The sequence below is a fragment of the Flavobacterium sp. 123 genome, assembly GCF_003634825.1.
In the GTDB taxonomy this organism is placed as follows: domain Bacteria; phylum Bacteroidota; class Bacteroidia; order Flavobacteriales; family Flavobacteriaceae; genus Flavobacterium.
This window is the reverse complement of the sequence record NZ_RBXD01000001.1, coordinates 1,498,510-1,519,405: the sequence shown is the minus strand read 5'-3', so window position 1 is coordinate 1,519,405 and position 20,896 is coordinate 1,498,510. Positions and strand designations below refer to the sequence as shown.

Genomic DNA, 20,896 nt, shown 5'->3' with positions numbered 1-20,896 from the left:
AACCCCTAATATAAATAATAAAAAGATGAAATTTTTTATAGATACTGCAAATTTAAAAGATATAAAAGAAGCAAATGATTTAGGAATTCTTGATGGAGTTACTACAAATCCATCGCTAATGGCAAAAGAAGGAATTACAGGAGCTGATAATATTATTGCTCATTATGTGAAAATATGTGAATTAGTAGATGGTGATGTAAGTGCCGAAGTTATTTCTACAGATTTAGCAGGAATGATTGCCGAAGGTGAAAAACTTGCTGCTTTACATCCACAAATTGTAGTGAAAATCCCAATGATCAAAGAAGGAATAAAAGCTATAAAATATTTTTCGGATAAAGGAATCAGAACGAATTGCACATTGGTATTTTCAGCTGGTCAAGCATTACTAGCTGCAAAAGCTGGAGCTACTTATGTATCCCCTTTCATCGGAAGATTAGATGATATTTCTACAGACGGAATGGCTTTAATTGAAGAGATTCGATTGATTTACGACAACTATGGTTTTGAAACACAAATTCTGGCTGCTTCAGTTCGTCACGTCATGCATATTTTGAATTGTGCAAAAATTGGAGCTGATGTAATTACTGGACCATTAAGCGCAATTGAAGGTTTGATGAAACACCCACTTACGGATAGTGGTCTGGCTACTTTCTTAGCGGATTACAACAAAGGAAATAGCTAGAATAAACATTTTAAGACTGCTGTTGCCATTTTTCAGCAGTCAATATATTATAAACTATTCTGAAAATCATTGAAATTGTAGTCAATCAAAGAGTGAAGAATAGTTTTTCATTAAAGTTAGTTTAGTTAGTTTGTAAAAAAAAGGAAGCCTCATTTTAAGAAGCTTCCTTTTTTATTAGTTATAACTCTAGTTCTTAACTATAAGTTCAAAACAAAATCATTCAACAATTTTGCATCGTATTTTTCTTTGTCAAACGTATACAGATAAGACCCTTTTCTAGAGGACAACATGTCTTTTTCGTCTAGTTTTATTAAAATATCTAGAGAATTTATTTTACTTATAAAATTTCGTTTGTCTAATTCTTTACTCAATATAGCTTCATACAATTCTAGTAATTGACGCATTGTAAATTTTTCAGGCAAAAGTTCAAAACCAACAGGTTTAATAGAAGTTCTATAACGCAATCTTCTGATGGCATGATCCAACATGCTGTTGTGGTCAAAAATTAATTTTGGTGCATCTGGAACACTAAACCATTGTGCGTGATAATTTTTAATTAATTCCGCATTATGATTTTCAATATTAATTAATGCGTAATAAGCAACCGAAATTGTTCTTTCAACTGGATCACGATCTATTTCACTATACGTATATAATTGTTCCATATAAATATCTTGAAGACCGGTGTATCGATTCAAAATCCTAATTGCGGCAGTATCTAATACCTCTTCTTTTTTAAGAAATCCTCCTATCAAAGACCACTTCCCTTTTTCAGGTTCAAAATCCCTTTTAATCAAAAGAATTTTTAATCCTTCATTATCAAAACCAAAAATGATACAATCTACAGCCAATAAAACTTTATCTGCCGAACTATAATTATTTAACATCCTATCTTATTTTTTCAGGGTAAATATAGCAACTTTCACAAAAAATACATAATTAATTAATGTAGTTTTTACACTTAGTAAACTTGCAAACTACAAATTCAATCTTACCCAGCCTTTTGAGGGCTTAATTAAAAAGAATATTTAGCCTATTCATTTCATAAAAAAGACATCAATATATTTAAATTATCAGTAATACCGAATTGGAATCTAAATTTGATAGAAATTCCAAAACAAAGATGATTATTTTAAATCAAAACCCTTTTTAAGCGTTTTTAACATTCGAAAACGTTTGAAATTAACATAAATTATCTCTTTTTTACTACAAAATAAAAAATCAAAAGGTGATTTTTAGCCTAATTTGAGTGGAATTTTAACCATAAATTTAAAAAAAAATAAAAAAATTAGAATTCATTGTTTTTATGGAAATAACTGTTTTTTTATTCAAATACATTCTTTTTAACCAAAAAAAAGACAAAACAGCCGTGTTTTTTAAAAAAAGCACAATTTTTAAATGTTAAATTCACACTTAATTTGTAAGATGTATTTTTTTAAGCTCCTTTTTTTAAGATATTAATTTGTTTTTGTGGATTTTTTTTAATTAAATTTACAAATGTAAAACACACACTTATAATTAACCTAAATAAAAAGAGAATGAAAACAAACCACCGATTATTTCTTTATTGCAATTTTTTATTGCCAAAAAAAGAATGGCTACTAGCATTAGTAGTTATGCTAATTTCCTCTTACAGTGTATTTGCCCAAAATAACAAGACTATTACAGGTATTGTTACTTCAGCTAAAGATGCAATGCCTTTACCTGGTGTAAATGTTTTAGTAAAAGGAACAAATAATGTAACTGTAACTGGTTTAGATGGTGATTATTCAATAAAAGCTTCTTCTGGAGACGTACTTGTTTTTTCGTATGTTGGTTCAGCTAATCAAGAAGTTCAAGTTGGAAACCAAACTAAAATCAATATTTCATTAAAAGACGACTTAACTGCGCTTGACGAAGTTGTTGTTGTGGGATATGGTACGCAAAAGAAATCAGACCTTACTGGTTCGATAAGTGTTGTAAATATGGACAATGCTAAAAAGACCGTAACTTATGATGCTGCAAAAATGTTACAAGGACAAGTTCCTGGTGTAACAGTACAATCATCTGGAGAGCCTGGTGGATTTGTTAATATCAAAATTAGAGGTATCAACTCATTCAGTAACAACAATCCTTTATTTGTAATTGACGGAATGATTGTGGACAGCCCTTATGATTTTGCTACTGGTGAAATCGAGTCTATGCAAGTATTAAAAGATGCCTCTTCTGCAGCTATTTATGGAGTTCGTGGTGCAAATGGTGTAATCATTATTACTACTAAAAAAGGAAAAGCTGGTAAATTTGATATCAAATACAAATCGCTTTTTGGAGTTCAAAATGTAGCTAAAAAATGGTCTCTTACCGATAGAGTTGGATACCAAAATATTACAAGTGCAGCTGAAGCAAATGCTGGATTAACTATAGCTCCTGGTAATGATGCTTCTAATCCGCTTTTTATCAATAATGTAGATACGAATTGGCAAAATGCTGCTTTCGAAACTGGTGTAATACAAAACCATTCGTTAACATTTAGTGGTGGAGCTGAAAATTTAGGCTACAACATGAATATTGATTATTTCAAAAACAGTGGCTATATTAATTCGCCTCAAAATTATGAAAGACTTTCTACTACCTTAAATTTAACAGGTAAAAAAGGAAACTTTAAATATGGTTCTAAAATAGGATTTACTCAATCTGACAAAGAGAACTTTAATGAATATAATGCGGGTGAATCACCGATAAGTGATTTATTAGGTGCAATTCCTACAATGCCTGTATACGATGCGAACAGATTAGGTGGATACGGAGGAACAACTAACTTAACGCAAAGAGCTATTTCAATGAACGTTATTGGATATAACAACTTAATAACTAACAACGGAAAAAGAAATCGTTTTATTGGTGATATCTGGGGTGAATATGAAATTGTACCAGGTTTAAAATACAAATTAGACGCAAGTTATGACCGTTTAGATTGGCAAAACAGAAAATTTGTACCGCCAAGTGATTTAGGATGGTACTATATTACTACTAATGACGAAGCTTCATTAGACGTATCTACTGGAAGTCAATCAAGAACTTTCCTTAATAACTTATTGACTTACTCATTAAATATTGATAAACATAAAATTGATGCTTTAGCTGGTTGGGTACAAGAAAGAAGTGATAATTACAACCACTGGTCTAGAGGTGTTGGTTACCTACCAGGAGAAATCAGCCACTTAGAATATGCTGATGCTAAGAGTGCTGGAGAATATGAAAACACAATTACTGGTGCATCTTATTTGAGCAGAATTAATTACGCTTATGATGATCGTTACTTGTTTACTGCTAACTTTAGACAAGATAAAACGTCTCTTTTTAGCCAAAAATTTAATAAGGGTAATTTTTATTCCTTTTCAGGTGCTTGGAAAATTAGCAATGAAAAATTCATTCACTTACCAGAATGGGTAAGCAATGTTAAGCTTAGAGGTGGTTATGGAATATTAGGAAATAACACTATACCAACTTACTTTTTTGCAACTACAATTAATAGTTTCGCTGGTTATGATTTCAATAATGCTCTTGCTCCAGGAACAACTGTGGTTAGTGCTTTAGATCCAAATGTACACTGGGAAGAAACTCAAACAAGCAACGTAGCTCTTGAGGTAGGATTGTTTAATAATGACTTGCAATTATCTGCAGAGTATTATGTAAAAAAATCTACAGACCTTTTAATTGGAGTTCCACTTCCATTTTCAACAGGTGCTTTCCCTGCTAGTGTAACTACTAATGCTGGTGCTGTTAGAAATAATGGTTTAGAGTTAGCAGCTACTTATAACAATAACAAAAATGCATTCAAGTATAGTATTTCTGCAAACGTTGGAACATTGAAAAACAAAGTATTGCAAATTGGACTTGACGGAAACCCAATCTATGGTGCAGCTTCAAAAACAGAAGTTGGAAGATCAATAGGTGAAATTTACGCTTACGAAACAGATGGTATTTTCCAAAATGCTGGAGAAATTGCTGCAGCTCCTACACAAACAAACGCTGGAATTGGAGATATCAGATTCAAAGACATCAACGGTGATGGTAAAATTAGTGATCTTGACAGAACGTATCAAGGAGTTACAATACCTAAATATAGCTACGGTTTAAACTTCAATAGTTCATACAAAAACTGGAATTTCTCTATGTTTTGGCAAGGAAGTGGCGGAAACAAAGTATTCAATGCAATGTACCGTAACTTAATGGGTGGACAATATGGAAACCACAGTACAGATATGCTTGATTACTGGACACCTACAAATACTGATACAAATGTTCCTCGCCCTATCATTGGTGATCCTAATGCAAACGGAAGAGATTCTAATAGATTTGTTGAAAGTGGTGATTACATAAAACTTCAAACAATGGAAATTGGATATGAAATCCCAGTTTCAGAAAAAAGTTTTATTCAAAAAGCGAGAGTATATGTAAATGGTCAAAACCTTTTAATAATCAGCAAATACAAAGGTTACGATCCTGATTTTAACAGCAATGACGGATTATTCTCTAGAGGATATGACGGTGGTTCATTCCCAAATCCTAGAACTTTCTCTTTAGGACTTGAAGTGAATTTCTAAAATTAGTTAACCAATTAAAAACGAATCAAAATGAAATATAAAATATTTAATTATCTAACTGTTTTCTTCTCACTCTCTGTTGTACTTACGAGTTGTGTTAATAATGAAGATTTAGTTCAAGTTGATCCTAATCAAGACGCAGTGGATTCATTCTGGAAAACAGATCAAGACGCCATCGAAGGTGTGAATGCAGCATATGGAAGTTTACTTACTGATGGTACGTACATGAGAAGTACTCCATTATTATTAGACTTAAAAGGAGACGACACTAGAAGTAACAGCCCTTGGGATGCCATGTACAATGTGGGACGTTTTAACTCAAATGTTTCTAATGCGGCTATTTATGGTTGGGCTTTTGAAACATATTACCAAGGTATTTACCGTGCTAATCAAGTTTTAACAAATGTTCCTAACATAGAAATGGAAGATGCTGGACTTAAAAACAGAATCTTAGGACAAGCTTATTTCTTAAGAGGTTTGTATTTATTCCATGCAGTAAACATGTTCAAAAATGTGCCATTACCTACAGAAATCACTGTATATAATCCACAAAAAACTCAAGAAGAAGGTTGGGCTCAAGTTATTGCTGATTTTAAAGCAGCAGCCGAATTACTTCCTGCTTCTTATACAAATATTACAGGTTTAGATGCAAACCAAAAAGGAAGAGCTACAAAAGGAGCCGCTTTAGGATATTTAGGTAAAGCGTACTTATTTACTAAAGATTTTGCAAATGCAAAAGTAGCATTCAAACAAGTTATTGATTTAGGCGTTTACTCTTTAGTGTCTAATTACCGTGATAATTTTACGGATACAAATGAAAACAATTCAGAGTCTCTATTTGAAGTTCAATTCAGTAGAAGTGCTGGCGGTGTTGACTTAGGTTGGGGTGGTGCTCCGGCTTCTGGTTGGGGGAAAACTTCAGCAAGAGCAATTACTTATGCGCCAAGAGCTTTTGGATGGACAGACGTTCAACCAACATGGACTTTATTTAATGAATTTCATGATGAGTTAACAACAACTGGTGACGTAGATCCTCGTTTAGATGCTACTATGTTCTACAATAAACCTGGAGGAATGCAACTTTACGGACAAAATTTCGCTTCATTCTATGCTGCTAACCCAGGAGATTTAAATGATTTATTTTGTAGAAAATATGAAAACTCTGATGGTAACTATGCGAATGAGTTTGACTGGCGTTCTGGTATAAACGAGCGTTTATTAAGATATTCTGATATCTTGTTAATGTATGCTGAATGTTTAAACGAAACAGGTGATACACCAGGTGCTTATACTTATATCCAAATGGTTAGAGATCGCGTAGGTTTGCCTAACTTAGCTACAGCAAAACCAGGCTTAACTCAAGAAGGCATGAGAGAGCAAATAGGTCATGAAAGATTCTTAGAATTCCCTCTTGAAGGACATCGTTTTGATGATATTCGCAGATGGGGATGGTTAGAAAACCCAACAAAATTGGCTTGGTTAAAAACTAGAGATGTGGAGTTTAACTCTTATGCAGCTGGACGTGAATTTTTCCCAATCCCACAATTAGAAATGGACAATAACCCTGGAACAGTTCAAAATCCAGGTTATTAATATATTTTTTACCTGATTTAGTTAAATTTTTTAATATCATGTGGTAAGTTTATTATAAGCTTACCACGTGATATTATAACTTAAAGACACCATGAAAAAAGCACTATTAATCTTATTTATTTTTACTTTTTGTAATCAAACTATTGTTGCACAAAAAGAAACAACAGTACTTTCTATAAAGAATACTGCAAACGCCCCTATTATTAATAAAAATATCTACGGACATTTTGCTGAACACTTAGGAAGGTCTATTTATGGTGGTTTTTTTGTTGGAGACACTTCAAAAATACCTAATACAAATGGCGTGCGTAACGACATTGTTGACGCGCTTAAAAAATTAAAAATTCCAAATTTAAGATGGCCAGGTGGTTGTTTTGCAGACACCTATCACTGGAAAGATGGTATTGGTCCAAAAGAAAATAGACCAACAATAGTAAATCAATGGTGGGGAGGAACTACTGAAGACAATAGTTTTGGAACCCATGATTTCTTAAACCTATGTGAATTACTTGGAGCAGAACCATACCTTTCTGGAAATGTAGGTAGTGGTACTGTACAAGAACTTGCTGACTGGGTACAATACGCCAACTTTGGAGGTAAAAGCCCAATGAGCGACCTACGTAAAAAAAACGGAAAAGCGGAGCCTTGGAAAGTAAAAATCTGGGGAATCGGCAATGAAGCTTGGGGTTGCGGTGGTAATATGAAACCAGAATATTATGCTGGTGAATATAGAAAGTATGCCACATTCATGTCTGATTGGGAAAACACAGGTGGATTAATGCGTATTGCTTCTGGAGCAAGTGACGCAGACTATAATTGGACCGAAACATTAATGAAAAACATTCCTGGAAATATGCTTGGTGGTGTTGCTATGCACCATTACTCAGTAATAGAATGGAACAAAAAAGGAGATGGTGTAGATTTTACCGAAGATCAATATTTTGCTACAATGAAAGAAGCGCTGAAAATGGATGAGCTTATAACCAATCACGCTGCGATTATGGACAAATATGATCCTGAACAAAAAATTGCTTTAGTTGTTGATGAATGGGGAGGTTGGTACGATGTAGAAAAAGGAACTAATCCTGGATTTTTATACCAACAAAATACTATGAGAGATGCCGTTTTAGCTGGTGCAACTCTTAATATTTTTAATAATCATGCTAATAGGCTACGTATGGCGAATCTAGCACAATGTGTTAATGTTTTGCAAGCTGTTATTCTTACTGACAAAGCAAAAATGATTTTAACGCCTACTTATCACATTATGCAAATGTACAGCGTACATCAAGACGCTCAATTATTGCCTTTGACAATTAATTCTCCTTTATATACCTATAACGGAAAAACATTACCTGCTTTATCTGCTTCGGCATCAAAAGATAAAAGTGGATTAGTTCATGTTTCCTTAGTAAACATTGACTCTAAAAAAGAAAATAAGATCGAAATTGACATAAAAGAACTTGGTGTTAAAAATGTTACAGCTACTATCTTAACATCTCAAAAACTACAAGATCACAATTCATTTGACAATCCATCAAAAATCAAACCTGCAGTTTACAAAGGTTTTGAAATAAAAAAAGGGAAATTAGAGATCACAATCCCTGCATTTTCTGTTGTAGTTTTAGAAGCTAAATAATAAAAAACTCAAAATGAGAAACCCAAGATTCCTTTCAAAATTAGTTTTATTTCTAACAATTCTGTTAGTAGTTGTGTCTGTTAGTAGTTGTTCTAGTGGTGGAGAACCTGATCCTTCACCTACTCCAACACCTACTCCAACGCCTACTCCAACTCCAACACCTACTTTTCCAGGGCCAACCTATCCTGACAATTATTCGTCAATAGCTTCTTGGAATAGTAATTCACAATGGAATTTGGCAAACGTACACGACCCTTCTGTTGAAAAATGTGGTGAGTATTATTACATGTACCAAACGGATGCTTCTTATGGAAATGCAACGGATGGACATGGGCACTTTTTTTACAGACGTTCAAAAGATCTTGTTAATTGGGAATTCATGGGATCGGCTATGACAACTGCACCTGCTTGGGTAAAAGATTCTTTAAACAATAAAAGAGCACGCATGGTACCCGCATTGCCTCCTATAGAAAATCCTAATTATGGATTTTGGGCTCCTTGTATTAGAAAAGTTGGAAATATATACAGAATGTATTACTGTATTGTGGTTGACAACCCTATAATCGGAAGTACTTTTGATAACACTTGGGGAGAAAGAGCCTTTATCGGTTTGGCAGAAACAGATGATTTAGCCTCTAATACATGGACAGACAAAGGAATGGTAGTTTGCTCAGAACCTGACGGATTAAAACCATATTCTTTTACAGGTACAAGAAATTGGGAGGATGCTTATTTCAAATTTAATGCTATTGACCCTAGCTTCATTAGCACTCCTGAGGGGGAGCAATATTTAATATATGGTTCTTGGCATTCCGGAATAGCAGCATTAAAATTAAACCCCGCTACTGGAAAACCTGATAAATTAGAAACACTTAGTGATTATGGAACCCGCATTGCCACTCGTAATGCTACAAGTCGTTGGCAAGCTTCCGAAGGACCAGAGATTATCTACAACCCTGATACGCAATATTACTATCTATTTATGGCGTATGATGGACTTGATGTTCCCTACAATACTCGTGTGGCGCGTTCGAAAAACATTACGGGTCCTTATTTAGGAATCAATGGTGCCAATGTTACTAATGGAGCCGATTGTTGGCCAATGCTAACACATCCTTATGCTTTTAACGGTCATACAGGCTGGGTTGGTATTTCACATTGTGCCGTTTTCCAAAATCCAGATACTAAACAATGGTATTATTCCTCTCAGGCGCGTTTGCCTAAGGATGTACCAGGAATTGCAGTTTCTAATGCTATTATGATGGGACATGTTCGCGCTATAAAATGGACAGAAGATGGTTGGCCAGTTGTAGATCCTGAAAGATATGGAGGCGTACCAGAAACTACAATTAGTGAAGCTTCATTTATTGGAACATGGGAACAAATTACCATGAATTATCAATATGCAGTTATTCAAAAATCAGTTACAATATACCTGACTGCCGACAAGAAAGTTAGCGGAGGAATTACGGGAACTTGGTCGTATGACAGCACGAGCAAAACGTTAACCGTAAATGGAAATAAATGCAAAGTAAGTGATGCTTGGGACTGGGAAAGTGCTACTCGCAAAGTTACCATTACCTATTCTGGACTTACTCCAGCTGGACTTCCGGTTTGGGGCAAAAAAATAAATTAATTCATCCTTTTTGATATTTAATTAAGAAAAACCAAATGAAAAATATTTTTTTAATTCTCTTTTCCGTTGTCTTGATGTCTTCTTGCAAAGCCGTAAAAACAAATACCGTTACGGCTTCCGCCAATGAAGAAAAAAGCGGCAATTCAACACCGTTCAACAACCCTATCATAAAAGATAAATATACTGGAGATCCAGCGGCTTTAGTTTACAAAGACAAAGTATATCTCTATGCAGGTCATGATGAAGCACCAAATGATTTCAACTTTTATAAAATGAATGAATGGTTGGTATATTCCTCATCGGATATGGTCCATTGGGAGGAACATCCTGTGCCGTTAAAAGTAACCGATTTTGCATGGGCAACTTCTGATGCTTGGGCTTCTCAGGTTATTGAACGTAACGGAAAATTTTATTGGTATGTAACCGTTTCACACGGGGCCATCAATGGAAAAGCTATTGGTGTTGGTGTTTCAGACAGTCCAACGGGTCCTTTTAAAGATGCCTTGGGAAAAGCACTTATCACTAATGATATGACTACCCAAACCAAAATTGACTGGGATGATATTGACCCAACAGTCATGATTGATGATGACGGACAAGCCTATCTTTTCTGGGGAAATTCTGTTTGCCATTATGCTAAATTAAAAGCAAACATGATTGAACTTGATGGACCAATACAAACCATTTCTTTGCCCAATTTTACCGAAGCACCTTGGATTCACAAACATAATAATTGGTATTATTTGTCATACGCCTATCAATTTCCTGAAAAAATTGCTTACGCTATGAGCAAATCAATCAATGGACCATGGGAATACAAAGGAATTTTAAATGAACTTGCTGGTAACTCAAACACAAATCATCAAGCTATTATTGAATTCAAAGGCAAAGATTATTTTATTTATCACAATGGTGCTACACAACCCAATGGTGGTAGTTTTAGAAGATCCGTTTGTGTGGACCGATTGTATTACAATGAAGATGGAACTATGAAACGAGTTATTATGACTTCAGAAGGCATTCAAAAATAAACAATTAAACATTTTTTTTAACCTGATATTTTCTCACATGGTTCAAAAAATCAAAACATATAAGGCATATAAGTTAAACCTATTCAAAATATAAAAGATAGTGAAAAATTAAATTTTCTTAAATCTCTTATATGGTTCAAAAAATCAAAACATATAAGGCATATAAGTTAAACCTATTCTAAATATAAAAAAGAGTGAAAAATTAAATTTTCTTAAATCTCTCACATGGTTCAAAAAATTAAAACATATAAGGCATATAAGTTAAACCTATTCAAAAATAAAAAAGAGTGAAAAATTAAATTTTCTTAAATCTCTCACATGGTTCAAAAAAACAAAACATATAAGGCATATAAGTTAAACCTATTCAAAATATAAAAAAGAGTGAAAAATTAAATTTTCTTAAATCTCTCACATGGTTCAAAAAATGGAAACATAATTAAAACATATAAGTTAAACCTATTCAAAATATAAAAGAGAGTAAAAAATTAAATTTTCTTAAATCTCTCACATGGTTCAAAAATAAACAACATGAAATTACATAGAAAAATTCAGCCCCTATTTCTTATAATCCTTCTGGTAATGACAAATTCGTCATGGGCACAAGATATTACCGTTCATGATCCTGTCATGATTAAACAAAATGATACGTACTATTTGTACTGCACAGGACAAGGCATTAGCGCTTTTAGTTCGAAAGACTTGAAAAACTGGAATCCAGAACCCGCTATTTTTAAAGAAAAACCTACTTGGGTTGACTCGATAGTTCCTGATTTCAAAAATCATATTTGGGCACCTGATGTTTCCTTTCACAACAACACCTATTATTTGTATTATTCTGTTTCTGCTTTCGCAAAAAATACTTCGGCGATTGCTTTGGCTACTAATACTACTTTAAATCCAAAAGACCCTGCTTACAAATGGGTAGATCACGGTATTGTAATCCAATCCATTCCTAACCGTGATATGTGGAATGCGATAGATCCAAATTTAACATTCGACGAAAATAATGTTCCTTGGTTAGCATTTGGCTCTTTTTGGAATGGTTTGAAAATGGTGAAACTAAACCCAGATTTAAAATCCATTGCTCAACCTGAAGAATGGCATACAATAGCTAAACGCAAAAGAACTTTCGAATTACAAGATACAGATCCGGGCGATGCGGAATTAGAAGCTCCATTTGTATTTAGAAAAAACGGCTATTATTACTTATTTCTTTCCTGGGATTTGTGTTGCCGAGGAGAAAACAGCACCTATAAAGTTGTTATTGGAAGATCAAAAAATATAACTGGGCCTTACTTGGATAAAGATGGAAAATCGCTGAATGAAGGCGGCGGAACTTTATTGATTCAAGGAGATAAAAACTGGTATGGCGCAGGTCACAACAGCACTTATACTTTTGATGGCAAAGATTATATCGTTTTTCATGCTTACGAAATCAAGAATAATGGAAGACCAAAATTAGAAATCAAAGAACTACAATGGGATGCCGACTTATGGCCTATTGTAAAACCAATGAATTAAGAACCGATTAATAATAGGCAAAATGACCTTTATAAAAAAAACAATAGCAGCCGTTTTACTAGTAATGACCGTTTGCGGACATAGTCAACAACGTACAAAAAAATCAACTGCTCCAAAAAAATCTGGTTATACCATTACTCCTGTAAACATTCAGAATGTAAAGTTGACAGATGCTTTTTGGTTACCAATAATAAAAAAAGTACAAGAAAAGACCGTCGAATATGCCATTCAAAAATGTGAAGAGGAAGGTCGCATGGACAACTTCTTAATTGCTGGTGGCAAAATGCAAGGCAGCGTTAAAGGGCAAATGCCTTTTGACGATACCGATGTCTATAAAATTATTGAGGGCGCATCAAATACTTTAATTAGTGAACCCAATCCAAAACTTGAAACTTTACTGGATTCATTAATAAGCATTGTGAAAATTGGCCAAGAAAAGGATGGCTATTTAACGACTTGGAGAACCATAAATCCTGCTAAACCACCAGCCCCATGGGTTCCCGTGATTGAAGGAAAACGTTGGGAATCCTTGCAAATAAGTCATGAATTGTACAACTCAGGTCACATGATAGAAGCCGCAGTAGTACATTATCAAGCCACTGGAAAGAAAAATTTCTTAGATATTGCCATAAAAAACGCTGATTTATTAGTTAAAACTTTCGGCGATGGTGCAGACCAAGTTCACGGTGTTCCTGGTCATCAAATAGTAGAAACTGGCTTGGTGAAATTGTACCAAATCACCAATAACAAAGCCTATTTGAATTTGGCTAAATACTTTCTGGACAACCGAGGAAATCCAAAAAATCACAAATTATACGGTGCTTATTCACAAGATGACATTCCTGTTATTCAGCAAAAAGAAGCGGTGGGTCATGCGGTAAGAGCGGTGTATATGTATGCTGGAATGACGGATATTGCGGCTATCGAAAACAACAAAGCTTACGGTGATGCAGTGAATAATTTGTGGAACAACATGGTCAACAAAAAAATGTATATCACGGGTGGTATCGGAGCTAAACATGATGGCGAAGCTTTTGGTGAAAATTATGAATTACCAAATCTTACTGCTTATAATGAGACTTGCGCTGCTATTGGTAATGTATATTGGAACCATAGATTGCATAATATTTCTGGGAATTCGGATTATTTTGATGTGATTGAACGTTCTTTATACAACGGATTAATATCGGGATTGTCATTAGACGGGAAAAAATTCTTTTATCCAAATGCATTAGAATCAGATGGAGTTTACAAATTCAATCGGGGCGAATGTACGCGCCAATCTTGGTTCGATTGTTCTTGTTGCCCAACTAATTTGATTCGGTTTATTCCTTCAATTCCAGGATTGATTTATTCAACTTCCAAAGACGTGCTTTATGTGAATTTATACGCTTCGAATACAGCGAAAGTAGCATTGGATAAAAACAATTTGGAAATTTCACAACAAACCAATTATCCTTGGGATGGCAAAGTTTTGATTACTGTTACTCCTAAAAATGAAGTTCCTTTTACTATAAAATTGCGTATTCCAAGCTGGGCAAGAAATCAGGTTTTACCCGGAGATTTATACCGTTATAAAAACACCTCAACTGCAAAAACTATAGTTACTGTAAACGGGAAACGTATCGATTATACAGAAGATAAAGGATACATTACTATTACCAAAAAGTGGAAAAAAGGAGAAAAAATTGTTCTTGATTTTCCAATGGAAGTGAAAGAAGTAGTTACAAATACTAAAGTTGAAGGCAACATTGGAAAAGTGGCTTTAGAATATGGCCCAATCGTATATGCGATTGAAGAAGCGGACAATGCTACTAATTTCGATGCAATAACCATTGGAGCAAAAGACACTTTCAAAGTAAAAAAAGAAGATTCCCTTTTAGAAGGTGTAAATACCATTCAAACCGAAAACTTAAAAGCTATTCCGTATTATTCTTGGTCTAATAGAGGCGTTGGAAAGATGAAAGTTTGGATTAATTATAAAGAATAAAAAAACAAATCATTAAAGTTTAAAACCAACAACTTTAAACTTTTAAACCTTAAACAAATATAAAAATGAGACAAAATTTAATCACCAAAATCACCCTTTGTGGATTTTTACTGAATGGTTTATATGCTAATGCACAAAAAACAAATCTAGAAGTAAATACTGCCAATACGGTAACTAAAATTCAACCAACGATGTACGGTGCCTTTTTTGAAGACATCAACTTTGCTGCCGATGGAGGATTGTATGCTGAGATGATCAAAAACCGTTCGTTTGAATTTGAAGCACCACTTATGGGTTGGGAACAGCCAAATAGTGATACCCATTCGTTCAATACAACATCAGGTATTGCTACAACTATCAAAGCTTTGGAAAACAAAACCAATCCAAGTTTTTGTAGGGTTTTAATCAATGATGCTAAAGGATTTTCGATGATTAATGAAGGTTTTAGAGGCATGGGAATTAAGAAAGATGCTAAATATAATCTTTCGTTAAAAGCAGCAAATCACAATGGTGAAATCAAAAAAATCATCATTCAATTTATTGATAAAAATAAAAACGTATTAGGCGAAACCAGCATTGTTCCAACATCAAACGATTGGAAAGGGTATTCTGCGCAATTTACGGCTACTCAAACTGAGGCAAAAGCACAGTTAAAAATCACCTTCGAAGGAAAAGGAACTATTGATTTAGACATGATTTCGTTATTCCCAGAAGATACTTGGAAAAACAGAAAAAACGGAATGCGTAAAGATATCGTGCAATTATTATATGATATGAAACCTGGATTTTTGAGATTCCCTGGTGGTTGTATTGTAGAGGGACGAACATTGGCACAGCGTTACCAATGGAAAAAAACTGTAGGTGATGTAGAAAAAAGAGAAACCTTAATCAACCGTTGGAACACCGAATTTGCTCACAAACTAGCACCAGATTATTTCCAAACGTTTGGATTGGGATTCTTTGAATATTTCCAACTTTCAGAAGATTTAGGAGCTCAGCCCTTACCTATTTTGAGTTGTGGTATGGCATGTCAATTTAATACAGGAGAATTAGTTCCAATGGAAGAATTAGATCCTTACGTGCAAGATGCTTTGGATTTAATTGAGTTTGCAAATGGTAGCGTTGACACACCTTGGGGAAGAGTTCGTTCAGATATGGGACATCCAAAACCATTCAACTTGAAGTTTATAGGTGTTGGAAATGAGCAATGGGGACCAGATTATATCGCAAGATATAAAGTGTTTGAAAAAGCTATAAAATCAAAATATCCAAAAATGACTATTGTTTCAGGAGCTGGCCCATTTCCTGAAGGAGATTATTTTGAATATGGTATGCAAGAACTGAAAAAATTAAATGCTGAAATTGTAGACGAACATTACTACAAAAGCCCACAATGGTTTAGAGAAAATGCCACTCGTTATGATAAATACGACAGAAAAGGACCTAAAGTTTTTGCTGGTGAATATGCTGCGCAAAGTGTAGCTATAGCAAGTCCAGATAACAAAAACAACTGGGAATGTGCTTTCTCTGAGGCTGCTTTTATGACCGGTTTAGAACGAAATGCTGAAGTAGTTAATTTAACTTCTTATGCACCGTTAATGGCTCATGAAGAAGCTTGGCAATGGACACCAGATTTACTTTGGTTCAACAATTTAGAAGCATATGGTTCTGCTAATTATTATGTCCAAAAATTGTTTTCAACAAATAGAGGAACAGATTTGATAAGCATAACTAAAGATGGGAAACCAGTAACAGGACAAAATAATTTATTTGCATCAGCGGTAAAAGATGCAAACACCAAAGAAGTTATTGTAAAACTGGTAAACACATCCGCAACAGCTAAAGACGTAAGTATTGATTTTAAAGCAAGCAAATTAGCCTCTAAAGGAACTTTGACAACACTTACTAGCGCGAACCTTGAAGACGAAAATTCATTTGCTAATCCTAAGAAAATTAGCCCTTCAGAACGTGAATTTAAACTAAAAGGAGACAAAGCTCAAACGAGTCTTCCTGCCTATTCTGTTAGTGTTTTGAAGTTAAAGATGAAATAATCGCAACGGAATAAATGTATTACAAACATTTATTTTTTATTTTACTCTTAAAAAGCGGTTTTGTTACGCTTTTAATAAAAATAATAGCACTGAATTAAATTAAGTGTTTTTTATACACTTATAAAATAAATATAGTATATTTGTAATTATATAAAAAGAATTTTAGTGATGAAAAATTATGTTATAGGATTAGACTACGGAACAGATTCTGTTCGCGCAGTATTAATAGATACAGAGAATGGGCAAGAACTAGCATCAAACGTTTGTCATTATAAAAGATGGGCAAATAAAGAGTTTTGCAATGCATCGATAAATCAATTTCGTCAACACCCTTTAGATCATATTGAAGGATTAGAATCTACTATAAAATATGTTGTTCAAAATGGCGCTGTAGAACCTTCTCTAATACGAAGCATTTGTATTGACACAACCGGTTCTTCGCCAGTACCTGTGACTGAAGACGGAACACCATTAGCTTTAACAAAAGGTTTTGAAAATAATCCAAATGCCATGATGGTTTTATGGAAAGATCACACTTCTATCAATGAAGCGAATGAAATCAATGAATTAGCTGCTAATTGGGGTGGTGAAAATTTCACTAAATATGTTGGTGGAATTTATTCATCAGAATGGTTTTGGGCAAAAATTCTACACATTGCTCGTCAAGATGAGGCGGTAAAAAACGCAGCGTATACTTGGATGGAACATTGTGATTTAATGACGTATTTATTGATTGACAATAAAGATTTAAAAACATTCAAAAGAAGCCGATGTGCGGCAGGACATAAAGCGATGTGGCATGAAGACTGGAATGGTTTACCTGATTCAGAATTTTTGGGCAAATTACATCCTTATCTTGCAGCGCTTCGTGGCAGATTATACGATGAAACCTATACTTCAGATGTTGTAGCCGGAAATTTAAGTGCTGCTTGGGCAACTCGATTAGGTCTTACAACGGATACCGTAATTGCTGTTGGAACATTTGACGCACATTCTGGTGCTGTAGGTGCAAAAATTGAAGAAAACACTTTGGTTCGTGTAATGGGAACCTCAACTTGTGATATTTTAGTAGGTTCGCACGAAGCAGTTGGAAACAAAACCGTTCGTGGTATCTGTGGACAAGTAGACGGTTCTGTAATTCCAGGATATATTGGTCTTGAAGCAGGGCAATCGGCATTTGGAGATTTATTGGCTTGGTACAAAGAATTACTGCTTTGGCCAACAGAAAATTTAGTAGCTACTTCTACCCTTTTGACTGATGCTCAAAAAGTACAATTAAAAGCAGAATTGAGCGATAATCTAATTATAAAATTAACTGCTGAAGCGGAAAAAATTCCTCTTTCCGAAAGTGTGCCAATCGCATTAGACTGGATCAACGGAAGAAGAACTCCAGATGCAAATCAGGAAATAAAAAGCGCTATTTCTAATTTATCTTTAGGAACAAAAGCGCCACATCTATTCAAATCTTTGGTAAACGCTATCTGTTTTGGTTCTAAAAAAATAGTAGATCGTTTTGAAGAAGAAGGTGTAAAAATTAACTCTGTAATCGGAATTGGAGGAGTTGCTAGAAAATCACCATTTATCATGCAAACTTTAGCTAACGTTTTGAATAAACCAATCAAAGTAGCTGCATCGGATCAAGCACCTGCATTGGGAGCCGCCATATATGCTGCTGTAGCCGCAGGAATATATCCAAACGTAATTGAAGCCAGCCAAAAAATGGGAAGTGATTTTGAAAGCGAATATTTCCCTCAATTAGACAAAGTTGCTGCGTATCATAAATTGCTTTTAGCTTATGATCAATTAAGCGCTTTTGCAGATCCATCTATTAAAAACCTACAAGATGAACTCTATGTATAAAGATTTAAAACAAGAATGCTACGAAGCGAATATGCAGTTAAATGCATTGAATTTAGTAGTCTATACTTTCGGGAACGTAAGTGCCGTAGATAGAAAAAATGGCGTTTTTGCCATTAAACCTAGTGGCGTTGCTTACGAAGAATTAAAACCTGAAGATATTGTTATTGTTGATTTTGATAATAATATCATCGAAGGCAGTATGCGTCCTTCATCAGATACAAAAACGCATGCTTATTTATACAAGAACTGGCCAAACATAGGTGGTGTAGCACACACACACGCAACTTATTCTGTAGCTTGGGCACAATCACAAAGAGATATTCCAATTTTTGGAACTACTCATGCTGACCATTTAACGGCTGATATTCCTTGTGCAGCACCTATGGCTGACGCACTGATAGAAGGCAATTACGAACACAATACTGGAATTCAAATTTTGGATTGTTTCAAAGAAAAAAATCTTTCGTACGAAGAAGTAGAAATGGTTTTGATTGGTAATCACGGCCCTTTTGCTTGGGGAAAAAACGCTGCCAAAGCAGTTTATAATAGTAAAGTTCTGGAAGTAGTGGCAGAAATGGCCTACTTGACTTTGCAAATCAACCCAAATGCACCACGATTAAAAGATTCTTTAATCAAAAAACATTACGAGCGCAAACACGGAAAAGATTCGTATTACGGACAGTAAAAAAATTTGTTTCAGGTTTGAAGCTTCAGCTTGTTTGTTGCAACCTCAAACCAGTAGCTAAAAGTCAAAAAAAAGAAAATATTAAACAAAATACAATGATAGATATATCTCAAAAAGAAGTTTGGTTTGTAGTAGGAAGCCAAGAACTATACGGTGAAGAAACATTAAGAAAAGTAGCCGAACACTCCCAACAAATTGCTAAAGGTTTAGGTGCTTCTTCACATATTCCTGTAAAATTAGTTTACAAAGATGTGGTGAAATCACCTACGCAAATTACAAATGTATGCTTAGAAGCCAATTCAAACAAGAACTGTATTGGTATTATAGCATGGATGCATACTTTCTCACCTGCTAAAATGTGGATTGGTGGTTTAAGTATCTTGAAAAAACCATTGTGCCACTTGCATACACAATTCAATGCTGAAATTCCATGGGGTTCTATTGATATGGATTTCATGAACCTAAATCAATCTGCTCATGGAGACAGAGAGTTTGGTTTCATTATGTCTAGAATGCGTAAAAAACGTAAAGTAGTTGTAGGACATTGGGAAGACGAACGTGTTCAAAAAAAATTAGGCATTTGGTCCAGAGTAGTTTTAGGTTGGGATGAGTTCCAAAACTTAAAAGTAGCTAGATTTGGAGACAACATGCGTGAAGTTGCTGTAACCGAAGGAGATAAAGTCGAGGCCCAAATCCGTTTTGGTTTTTCGGTAAATGGTTTCGACTCTTCGGATATAACTAAAAAAATTGAAAAAGTTTCTGATGCGGATACGAATAAATTAGTTGAAGTATATGAAGCTTCTTATACCTTGGCTCCAGCACTTCAAAAAGGAGGAGCACAAAGAGATTCTTTAGTAGAAGCTGCCCGAATTGAATTGGGATTAAGAGCTTTCCTTGAAGAAGGCGGTTTTGGTGCTTTCACCGATACTTTTGAGAATTTAGGTTCTTTAAAACAACTTCCAGGGATTGCCGTTCAACGTCTTATGGCGGATGGATACGGTTTTGGTGGTGAAGGAGACTGGAAAACAGCTGCTTTACTTCGTGCCATGAAAGTAATGAATGTAGGTCTTGAAAACCAAGGAGGAACTTCTTTTATGGAAGATTACACCTATCATTTCACGCCTCAAAAATCATACGTTTTAGGTTCTCACATGCTAGAAATTTGTTCTTCTATTGCTGATGCAAAACCATCTTGTGAGGTGCATCCGTTAGGAATTGGAGGGAAAGAAGACCCTGTTCGTTTGGTATTTAATGTGGCTGCTGGAAATGCTATTAATGCATCATTGATTGACATGGGTAACCGTTTCCGTTTAATTGTAAACGAAGTGGAAGCTGTAAAACCTATGGCTGATTTACCTAAACTTCCTGTTGCTCGTGTACTTTGGGATTGTAAACCAAACCTAGATATTGCTGCAACTACTTGGATATTAGCAGGCGGAGCGCATCATACGGTCTACAGTCAAGTAATCACTACAGAATATATGGAAGATTTTGCCGATATTGCAGGTATAGAATTGCTTGTTATCGATGAGAAAACAACCGTAAGAGATTTTAAAGATAAAATTAATGCTAACGAGGCGTATTACCATTTGTTTCAGCACGGTCTATAATAACTAAAAAAC

At 34.7% G+C, this 20,896-nt stretch carries 13 protein-coding genes; 12 read left to right on the top strand and 1 reads right to left on the bottom strand.

Features of this window, described 5'->3' with window-relative positions:
- Window positions 1-25 precede the first annotated feature (25 nt).
- Entirely contained in the window at window positions 26-682 is a 657-nt protein-coding gene (gene fsa, locus C8C88_RS06745; RefSeq protein WP_121337379.1) for a fructose-6-phosphate aldolase, read from the top strand.
- Between the two features lie 197 nt (window positions 683-879).
- On the opposite strand, the gene C8C88_RS06740 is transcribed toward fsa, so the two are convergent.
- Window positions 880-1,569: an NUDIX domain-containing protein gene (locus C8C88_RS06740; protein ID WP_121337378.1), complete on the bottom strand. Its 690-nt coding sequence runs from the start codon at window positions 1,567-1,569 to the stop codon at window positions 880-882.
- A 651-nt stretch (window positions 1,570-2,220) separates the two neighbouring features.
- Here C8C88_RS06740 and C8C88_RS06735 point away from each other — a divergent pair.
- The 11 genes from C8C88_RS06735 to araA all read left to right on the top strand — a co-directional run bounded on the left by C8C88_RS06735 (window position 2,221) and on the right by araA (window position 20,884).
- Window positions 2,221-5,268, top strand: a complete 3,048-nt coding sequence (locus tag C8C88_RS06735) for a TonB-dependent receptor (RefSeq protein ID WP_121337377.1) — start codon at window positions 2,221-2,223, stop codon at window positions 5,266-5,268.
- A gap of 30 nt (window positions 5,269-5,298) precedes the next feature.
- On the top strand, window positions 5,299-6,861 hold the full coding sequence (locus C8C88_RS06730; RefSeq protein WP_121337376.1) for a RagB/SusD family nutrient uptake outer membrane protein: 1,563 nt from the start codon (window positions 5,299-5,301) through the stop codon (window positions 6,859-6,861).
- A gap of 91 nt (window positions 6,862-6,952) precedes the next feature.
- Window positions 6,953-8,500 carry an alpha-N-arabinofuranosidase gene (locus C8C88_RS06725; RefSeq protein ID WP_121337375.1) on the top strand — a complete coding sequence of 516 codons (1,548 nt, stop codon included), beginning with the start codon at window positions 6,953-6,955 and terminating at the stop codon, window positions 8,498-8,500.
- Between the two features lie 13 nt (window positions 8,501-8,513).
- Window positions 8,514-10,136: an arabinan endo-1,5-alpha-L-arabinosidase gene (locus tag C8C88_RS06720; protein ID WP_121337374.1), complete on the top strand. Its 1,623-nt coding sequence runs from the start codon at window positions 8,514-8,516 to the stop codon at window positions 10,134-10,136.
- Window positions 10,137-10,171: 35 nt separating this feature from the next.
- Window positions 10,172-11,167: a glycoside hydrolase family 43 protein gene (locus tag C8C88_RS06715; protein ID WP_121337373.1), complete on the top strand. Its 996-nt coding sequence runs from the start codon at window positions 10,172-10,174 to the stop codon at window positions 11,165-11,167.
- Between the two features lie 528 nt (window positions 11,168-11,695).
- Entirely contained in the window at window positions 11,696-12,688 is a 993-nt protein-coding gene (locus tag C8C88_RS06710; protein WP_121337372.1) for an arabinan endo-1,5-alpha-L-arabinosidase, read from the top strand.
- Window positions 12,689-12,710: 22 nt separating this feature from the next.
- On the top strand, window positions 12,711-14,678 hold the full coding sequence (locus C8C88_RS06705) for a glycoside hydrolase family 127 protein (RefSeq protein ID WP_121337371.1): 1,968 nt from the start codon (window positions 12,711-12,713) through the stop codon (window positions 14,676-14,678).
- A 65-nt stretch (window positions 14,679-14,743) separates the two neighbouring features.
- On the top strand, window positions 14,744-16,729 hold the full coding sequence (locus tag C8C88_RS06700) for an alpha-L-arabinofuranosidase C-terminal domain-containing protein (protein WP_121337370.1): 1,986 nt from the start codon (window positions 14,744-14,746) through the stop codon (window positions 16,727-16,729).
- Between the two features lie 168 nt (window positions 16,730-16,897).
- Window positions 16,898-18,589 (top strand): ribulokinase, encoded by a 1,692-nt coding sequence (locus C8C88_RS06695; RefSeq protein WP_121337369.1) that lies wholly within the window; start codon window positions 16,898-16,900, stop codon window positions 18,587-18,589.
- Entirely contained in the window at window positions 18,573-19,274 is a 702-nt protein-coding gene (locus C8C88_RS06690; protein ID WP_121337368.1) for an L-ribulose-5-phosphate 4-epimerase, read from the top strand. Before C8C88_RS06695 ends, C8C88_RS06690 begins: the two co-directional genes overlap by 17 nt.
- Before the next feature lie 95 nt (window positions 19,275-19,369).
- On the top strand, window positions 19,370-20,884 hold the full coding sequence (araA, locus tag C8C88_RS06685) for an L-arabinose isomerase (protein ID WP_121338593.1): 1,515 nt from the start codon (window positions 19,370-19,372) through the stop codon (window positions 20,882-20,884).
- The last annotated feature ends 12 nt before the right edge of the window (window positions 20,885-20,896 follow it).